The organism is Xylophilus ampelinus (assembly GCF_003217575.1).
Lineage (GTDB): Bacteria > Pseudomonadota > Gammaproteobacteria > Burkholderiales > Burkholderiaceae_C > Xylophilus > Xylophilus ampelinus.
In genome coordinates this window covers 81,826-89,390 of sequence record NZ_QJTC01000016.1, presented here as the reverse complement: position 1 = coordinate 89,390, position 7,565 = coordinate 81,826, and the positions used below count along the sequence as shown (strand labels likewise).

Below are 7,565 nucleotides of genomic sequence, written 5' to 3'. Positions count from 1 at the left end.
CCTGATCTGGTCATCTTTGTAGTTTCCTGGACTTGGAAACTCATGGATAACCATTCGTCAACTTAGTTCGGCTTATTTTTGAGACACCACACTAGTCGTTGGCGTAGATGTCGACGTCTTTTGTCTCGCGCATGAACAGCGTGCCGATCACCAGCGTGGTGCCCGCGATGATGATCGGGTACCAGAGGCCGTTGTACATGTTGCCGGTGGAGGCCACGATCGCGAACGAGGTGGTCGGCAGCAGGCCGCCGAACCAGCCGTTGCCGATGTGGTACGGCAGGCTCATCGAGGTGTAGCGGATCCGGGTCGGGAACATCTCGACCAGCATCGCGGCGATGGGGCCGTAGACCATCGTCACCAGCAGCACCAGGTAGAACAGGATCGCCACCATCAGCAGCGTGTTCATCTTGGCCGGATCGGCCTTGGCCGGGTAACCGGAGGCCTTGAGGTCGTCGCCCACTTCCTTCTTGAAGGCGGCGATGCCCTTGACAGAGGCGTCGTCAAACTTCAGGTCGACCACGTTGCCGGTCGGGGCCGCCACGGTCTTGCTGCCGATCTTCACCTGGGCCGGGGAGCCGGCCGGACCGGCGACGTTCTCGTAGCTCACCGAGTTCTGCACCAGGTAGCGCTTGGCGATGTCGCAGGAACTCTTGAAGTCGATCTCGCGGGCCACCGGATTACCTTGGAAGGAGCAGGTGGCCGGGTCCGCCGTGACGGTGACGGCCGCGGTGTTCTGCGCTTTGGCCAGATCGGGGTTGGCGGCCCAGGTCAGCGCCTTGAAGACCGGGAAATAGGTCAGCACCGCCAGCAGGCAGCCGGCCATGATGATCGGCTTGCGGCCGATCTTGTCCGACAGCGTGCCGAAGACCACGAAGAACGGCGTGCCTAGCAGCAGGGCCGCGGCGATCATCAGGTTGGCGGTGACCGTATCCACCTTGAGCTGTTGCGTCAGGAAGAACAGCGCGTAGAACTGGCCGGTGTACCAGACCACGGCCTGGCCGGCGGTCAGGCCGATCAGGGCCAGGATCACGATCTTGAGGTTCTTCCACTCGCCGAAGGATTCCTTCAGCGGCGCCTTGGAGGTCTTGCCCTCGACCTTCATCTTCTGGAAGGCGGGTGATTCCGACAGGGACAGCCGGATCCACACCGACACGCCCAGCAGCAGGATCGACACCAGGAACGGAATGCGCCAGCCCCAGTCGCCGAAGGCCTCCTCGCCGACGGTGGTGCGCACGCCCAGGATGACCAGCAGGCTCAGGAACAGGCCGAGCGTGGCCGTCGTCTAGATCCACGAGGTATAGGCGCCGCGCTTGCCGTGCGGCGCATGCTCGGCCACGTAGGTGGCGGCACCGCCGTACTCGCCGCCGAGGGCCAGGCCCTGCAGCATGCGCAGCGCGATCAGGATCACCGGCGCGGCGACGCCGATGGCGGCGTAGCTCGGCAGGATGCCCACGATGAAGGTGGACAGGCCCATGATCAGGATCGTGACCAGGAAGGTGTACTTGCGCCCGATCATGTCTCCCAGGCGGCCGAACACGATGGCGCCGAACGGCCGCACCAGGAAGCCGGCCGCGAAGGCCAGCAGCGCGAAGATGAAGGCCGCCGAAGGATCCAGCCCGCTGAAGAACTGCTTGGCGACGATCGCCGCCAGCGAGCCGTAGAGGTAGAAGTCGTACCACTCGAACACCGTGCCGAGCGACGAGGCGAAGATGACTTTCTTCTCCTCGGCGCTCATCGGCCGCGGCGCCGGCTGCTGCGGTACGCGTCCGCTGCCCACAGGGATTGATGACATGCTTGTCTCCTTATTGGATGTCGCCGGACCGGCGAGCCCCTATTCTTAGGCGCTGCACTGACGCTGTTCTGACGCGAAACCAACACCAGCTTTCACCAGACTGACGCGCATCTGACAACCCTAGGGCAAACCATCTCCTTCGGTTTTGCAATGTGGGAGCTGGGTGGCTTCGGCCCGCTTCAGCCGGCTTTCAGACCGGTCGGCAGATCGCGTGCCGCGGCCCATGCCGGGCCGGAGAACCAGGGGTCGCCGTCCAGGCAGGCGCGCAGCATCGGCAGGCTCTCGAAACCCCAGAACTGCTGCTCGCCCACCGCCATGGTCGGCACGCCGAAGACGCCGCGCGCCACCGCGGCATCGGTGTTGGCGCGCAGCAGTGCCTCGACCTCGGGGCCGGCAGGGTCGTGGCGCAGCGGCAGCGCCGCCGCCAGCGCGGCCAGGCGCCCGGGATCGTTCGCATCGGCCCCGCCCTGCCAGACATGCGCCAGCACCCGGCCCGCCACGAAACGGTTGACGCTGCCGTCGTCGGAAGTCGCCAGTGCCAGCCGCAGCAGCGGCAAGGGGCCGAAGGGGTGGGCCGCCGGCAGCTGCAGATCGACGCCGTGCGCCCGGCCCAGCCACTGCGCCTGCCGGTAGGTCCAGTGCCGCTTCGGCTCGATGCCCGCAGGCCCGGGATTGGCGTGCTTCTGCAGCAGCGCGCCGAGCAGCACCGGCCGGTACTCCACCGCGTAGCTCAGCCCCTCCAGCACCTGCGGCAGGCGGGCGAACGCCAGGTGGGCGTAAGGCGAGACGAAATCGAGATGGAAGACGATGGCGTGCATGGGACGGGCCTCGGCTACGGTGGTGTGGTGGCGTCCATCCGCTTCAGCAGCCGGGCCCAGACGGTGCGTTTGTGCGCATCGTCCGAACGCGACCAGGCGCGGATCTCGTCGATCGACCGGAAACAGCCTTCGCAGAAACTCCGTTCGGCGTTCATGCGGCAGACCGACACGCAGGGCGACGGCACGTCGGGCAGGCCGCCGGCGACGGTGGCGGCGCGCTCCAGCAACAGCGCGCGGGCGCGCACCGCCGGGTCGACCGCGGTCGTTTCGGGCTCGGAGACGGATTCGGTCATCGGCTCAGGCCTGGCGTTTTTCGAGCAGCGCCTGGCCGTAGGTATCGTGGTGGTGGCCCGACACGTCGGCCGGCGCGTAGTGCGCCAATGCCGCATCCAGCGCGCGCTGGGTGGAGCGCGGATTGCCGACGCCGATGGTGTCGGCCACGCCGACGTGCTGCACCCCACGCTCCTTCATCCGCCGGGAGACCATGCCGACCCGCTCGGGCGCCACGTCGCCTTCGTAGGGGCAGCCGACGGCGCAGGAGATCGCGCCGCGCACATGGATGTCGGCGGCGCGCGCCGAGGCCGCCAACGGGGCGAAGCGCTCGCTGCTCTCTGCGATCGAACAGTTGATGTTGCGCTGGCTGAACGCCTGGCTGGCGGCACCGAAGACGACGATCTCGTCGGGCTTCCAGGCCAGCGCCGCTCGGTAGCCTTCGAGGTTGGGCGTCAGCACCGAATAGCGCATGCCCGGCCGGCGGCGGATGCCGGCCATCACCTCGGCCGCGTCGGCCATCTGCGGCACCCGCTTGGGGCTGACGAAACGGGTCACCTCGATGTCCCGCAGGCCGGCGGCCTGCAGGAGGTGCACCAGTTCGATCTTGGTCGCGGCGGGCACCGTCCGCTTCTCGTTCTGCAGGCCGTCGCGGGGGCCGACGTCGACGATCTTGACGCGGGTGGGCAGGGGCATGGGAGTTTCGCTGGGTGGATGTCCGGCTCGGATTGTCGGCGGTCGGCAGGCACCGCCGGCCGGCCCGACAGGGTATCCACACCTCCGGCATAGATGGCGCCGACGGGATTGCGGATCGCGCCACCCCGCGCCGCTGCCGCTGTGCCGGGCGCGCTACTTGACCTGCTGCTTGCCCAGCTTGCGGGCCAGGGTGCGGCGGTGCATGCCGAGCCGGCGCGCGGTCTCGGAGATGTTGAAGCCGGTCTCGGCCAGCGTCTCGTGGATCCGCTCCCACTCGAGCGTCTTGATCGAGGTGGCGCGGTTGGTCAGCTCGACCTCGACCGTGCCCTCGGCCCGGCCGAAGGCGGCCTCGATGTCGTCGGTGTTCGACGGCTTGGCCAGGTAGTGGCAGGCCCCGAGCTTGATCGCCTCGACCGCGGTGGCGATGCTCGCGAAGCCGGTGAGAACCACGATCAGCATCGCCGGGTTGCAGGCATGCAGTTCCTGCACGCAGGCCAGGCCGGTGGCCTCGCCGCTCAGCTTCAGGTCGACCACCGCGTAGCCCGGCTGGTGCGAGCGCAGCAGCACCGCCATTTCTTCCTGGCTGGCGGCCAGCAGCACGGTGTAGCCCCGGCGCTCGAAGGAGCGGCCCAGGGTGCGGGCGAAGGCGGCGTCGTCCTCGACGATCAACAGCAGGCGTTCAGCTTCCATCGGGTGCCTCTTCCTCCTCGAGCGTGATCGCGGCCAGCGGCAGGGTGATGGTGACGGCCGCCCCGCCCTGCGGCCGGTTGGCGGCGCTCACATGCCCGCCCACGGTGCGGGCCACGTTGACCACAAGGAACAGCCCCAGCCCGCCGCCGGGCCGGCCCTTGCTCGACTGGTAGGGCTTGCCGAACTGGGCCAGCATCGCCGGCGCGAAGCCGGGGCCGGCGTCGGTCACCGTGAGGCGCAGCACGTCGGCGTCGCGCTCGGCCTCCAGCCGCACCCAGTGGGGCGAGGCATCCAGCGCGTTGTCGAGCACGTTGCAGATCATCTGCTGGAGGGCCGAATCGGACACCATCGGCAGGTCGTCCGCCACCCGGTTGTCGTAGGCCAGGGTGGTCTGCGGCCGGGTGGCGCACCAATCGTCCACCAGGTCGTCGAGGAAGTCGCAGATCGTCGTCTCCTCCGACGACTCGCCGCGCGCCTCGCCGGCCGACAGCAGGATGCCGCTTACGATCGACTTGCAGCGCTGCACCTGTACCTGCATTTCGGCCACCTCCTGCAGCAGCTCCGGGTCGGAGCTGAAATGCGGCAGCCGGCGCCAGTCGCCCAGGATCACCGCCAGCGTGGCCAGCGGCGTGCCGAGCTCGTGCGCCGCGCCCGAGGCCAGCAGGCCCATGCGCACGATGTGTTCTTCTTCCGCCGCGCGCTGCCGCAGGTCGGCCAGCCGGCCGTCGCGCTCCCGCAGGTTGCGGCCGATGCGGGTGATGAAGACCACCAGCAGCGTGGCGTTGAGCGCGAAGCAGATCAGCAGGCCCAGCACGTAGGGGCTGAGCAGACCCTGCGCCTGGTCGGGCGGGAACGCCAGCGGCGGGCCGAAGAAGGTCAGGCCGGCGAAGCAGAGCGCGGTGATCGCCACCATCGTCCAGGTCGACCAGGCATCGAGCAGCACCGCGGCCAGCGTGACCTGCAGCAGGTACAGGAAGACGAACGGGTTGGTGGCGCCGCCGCTCAGGCACAGCTGGGCGGTGAGCATCGCCACGTCGACCAGCAGCGCCAGGAACAGCTCGCCGTTGGAGACATCGCTGCGGCGGCGCCAGCGCAGCAGGCTGGCGATGTTGAAGGCGGCCAGGCACAGCAGCACTACCAGCATCGGTTTCAGAGGCAGCGCGATACCGAAGCCGAAATGCACCACCAGGATGGCGAACACCTGGCCCACCACCGCGATCCAGCGCAGTTGCACCAGCTGGTGCATGTTCTTGCGGACGGTGGCGTTGTCGACCCTCGCGGCGGAGGGGGCACGGGCCGGAAAGCGCGGAAGGTGGTCGGAAAAGCTGGCCATGGCCGACTCTACCCGCGACCGCCCCCTTCCCCGGCATCGGATTCGGCTGCCGTCCCGGCCGCGCGGCGGCGTACCCGCAGTTCGTCCCTCGCCACATGGGCCGCCGCGGCGGCCACCATCAGCGCAAGGGCGAACCACGTCAGCGCATAGACGGTGTGGTTGTTGGGAAACTGGACGACGGTCAAGCCGCCGACCGGGGCACCGGTGGCGGACGGGCCGGTGGGCACCGCGGGGCCGGCCGCCGCATCGACGAAGTACGGCGCCACCGGGCCCAGCGACCGCAAGCCGCGCGCTTCGGCGATCGCCTGGACATCGCGCGAATGCCAGCGGTCGGTGGCAGGGTCGTTCTCGCGCAGGAACCCGCCGTGCGGCTCGGTCAGGCGCAGCAGGCCGACGACGTCGACGGTGCCGGATGGCTGGCCGGCCGGCCGCGTCGCGGGATCACGCCTTTCCGGCGGCACGAAACCGCGGTTGACCAGGACCACCATGCCGCCGGTGGTGCGCATCGGAGTCAGCACCCAGAAGCCGGGTCCGAGCGCAGTGGTCGCCTGGACGATGGTTTCGCGGTCGTGGAGGAAAACGCCGGCGAGGCGCAGGCGTCGGTACTCGTCCGATGCGGCCGACAGCGCCGGCCAGGCGGCCGGGCCGGGCGGCGGCGCCGGCGCGGCATGCACCCGCTGATCGACCCGGGCGATCAGGTCTCGCTTCCACGCCAGGCGCTGGACCTGCCAAATGCCGAGCGCCAGGAAGCCGGCGAACAATATCAGTGAAACCGCGGCCACCACCCCCAACAGCAGCGGGCTGCGCGGCCCGCGCGCGGTCGCGTCGTCCGCGCTCATACGGTTGTCACGCCACCAGGCACTCGCCGCCGCGCCCGTCAGGGCATGTTCTTCATTTCGTGGGCCGACATCGGCATCATGTTGGCGTTCATATGGAACATGACCCACAGCGAACCGCTCAACGTGATGACGACCACCACCAGGGTGAAGATCAGCGCCAGCATATTCCAGCCGCCTTCGGACTTGGTGTTCATGTGCAGGAAGTAGACCATGTGCACCACGATCTGCACCGCGGCGAAGCCCAGGATCACCAGCGCGGTCGTGCTCGACTTCTCGAACACGTTGCCCATCACCAGCCAGAACGGGATCGCGGTCAGGATCACCGACAGGATGAAGCCGGTGACATAACCCTTCAGCGTGCTATGCGCGGCCCCGTCGTCTTCGTGGTCGTGACCGTGGTCGCCGTCGTGGGCATCGTGGCCGTGACGGCCCGCGTGGGCATCGTGCATGCCGTGTGCCGGCTTGGTGTTGTCGTGCGCGCTCATGGCAGCACTCCCATCAGGTAGACGAAGGTGAAGACGCCGATCCAGACGACGTCCAGGAAGTGCCAGAACAGGGAGAGGCACATCAGCCGGCGTCGGTTTTCCGCGACCAGGCCGCGCTGCCTGAGCTGCGTCATCAGGACCACCAGCCAGACGACGCCGAAGGCCACGTGCAGGCCGTGGGTGCCCACCAGGGCGAAGAACGACGACAGGAAAGCGCTGCGCTGCGGCACCGCGCCTTCGTGGATCAGGTGGGCGAACTCATAGAGCTCCAGGCTCAGGAAGGCCAGGCCGAACAGGCCGGTGATGCCCAGCCAGACCATCGTGGCCTTCACCCGCTTCTTTTGCATCTCCAACATCGCGAAGCCGTAAGTGATCGAGGACAGCAGCAGCATCGCGGTGTTGAGCGCGACCAGTTTCAGGTCGAACAGCTCGCCTCCCGAAGGGCCTGCCGCGTAGCTGCGGCCCAGCACGCCGTACACCGCGAACAGGCAGGCGAAGATGAGGCAGTCGCTCATCAGGTAGAGCCAGAAACCCAGCAGCGTGCCGTTCTGCGGATGGTGCTCTTCGGGGACGTAGAAGCGCAGGTTGTCCGGCTCGCTCACGGAGCCGGAATGCGTCGGGGGCATCGTCGGGGAAAGGGTG

7 protein-coding genes and 2 pseudogenes are annotated in these 7,565 nt (G+C 68.2%); all 9 read right to left on the bottom strand.

What is annotated here, in order from left to right:
• Window positions 1-91: 91 nt before the first annotated feature.
• The 9 genes and pseudogenes from DFQ15_RS11555 to cyoC all read right to left on the bottom strand — a co-directional run bounded on the left by DFQ15_RS11555 (window position 92) and on the right by cyoC (window position 7,549).
• Window positions 92-1,792 (bottom strand): annotated as a pseudogene (locus tag DFQ15_RS11555) (MFS transporter).
• Between the two features lie 179 nt (window positions 1,793-1,971).
• Entirely contained in the window at window positions 1,972-2,610 is a 639-nt protein-coding gene (locus DFQ15_RS11550; RefSeq protein WP_110466122.1) for a DsbA family protein, read from the bottom strand.
• Between the two features lie 14 nt (window positions 2,611-2,624).
• Entirely contained in the window at window positions 2,625-2,903 is a 279-nt protein-coding gene (locus DFQ15_RS11545; RefSeq protein ID WP_110466121.1) for a DUF1289 domain-containing protein, read from the bottom strand.
• Between the two features lie 25 nt (window positions 2,904-2,928).
• Window positions 2,929-3,576, bottom strand: a pseudogene (locus DFQ15_RS11540) (hydroxymethylglutaryl-CoA lyase); the annotation flags it as partial.
• A 153-nt stretch (window positions 3,577-3,729) separates the two neighbouring features.
• A complete protein-coding gene (locus tag DFQ15_RS11535; RefSeq protein WP_110466119.1) occupies window positions 3,730-4,266 on the bottom strand; it encodes a response regulator transcription factor in 537 nt (178 codons plus the stop codon).
• The gene (locus DFQ15_RS11530) at window positions 4,256-5,599 is read right to left on the bottom strand and encodes an ATP-binding protein (RefSeq protein ID WP_110466118.1); all 1,344 of its coding nucleotides are present in this window, start codon (window positions 5,597-5,599) and stop codon (window positions 4,256-4,258) included. The genes DFQ15_RS11535 and DFQ15_RS11530 overlap by 11 nt, the downstream gene beginning before the upstream one ends.
• 8 nt (window positions 5,600-5,607) lie before the next feature.
• Window positions 5,608-6,438, bottom strand: a complete 831-nt coding sequence (locus DFQ15_RS11525) for an SURF1 family protein (protein WP_110466117.1) — start codon at window positions 6,436-6,438, stop codon at window positions 5,608-5,610.
• A 38-nt stretch (window positions 6,439-6,476) separates the two neighbouring features.
• Window positions 6,477-6,923 carry a cytochrome o ubiquinol oxidase subunit IV gene (gene cyoD / locus DFQ15_RS11520; RefSeq protein WP_110466116.1) on the bottom strand — a complete coding sequence of 149 codons (447 nt, stop codon included), beginning with the start codon at window positions 6,921-6,923 and terminating at the stop codon, window positions 6,477-6,479.
• Window positions 6,920-7,549, bottom strand: coding sequence for a cytochrome o ubiquinol oxidase subunit III (cyoC, locus tag DFQ15_RS11515; RefSeq protein WP_233504427.1), 630 nt, complete (start codon window positions 7,547-7,549; stop codon window positions 6,920-6,922). Before cyoC ends, cyoD begins: the two co-directional genes overlap by 4 nt.
• Window positions 7,550-7,565 lie beyond the last annotated feature (16 nt).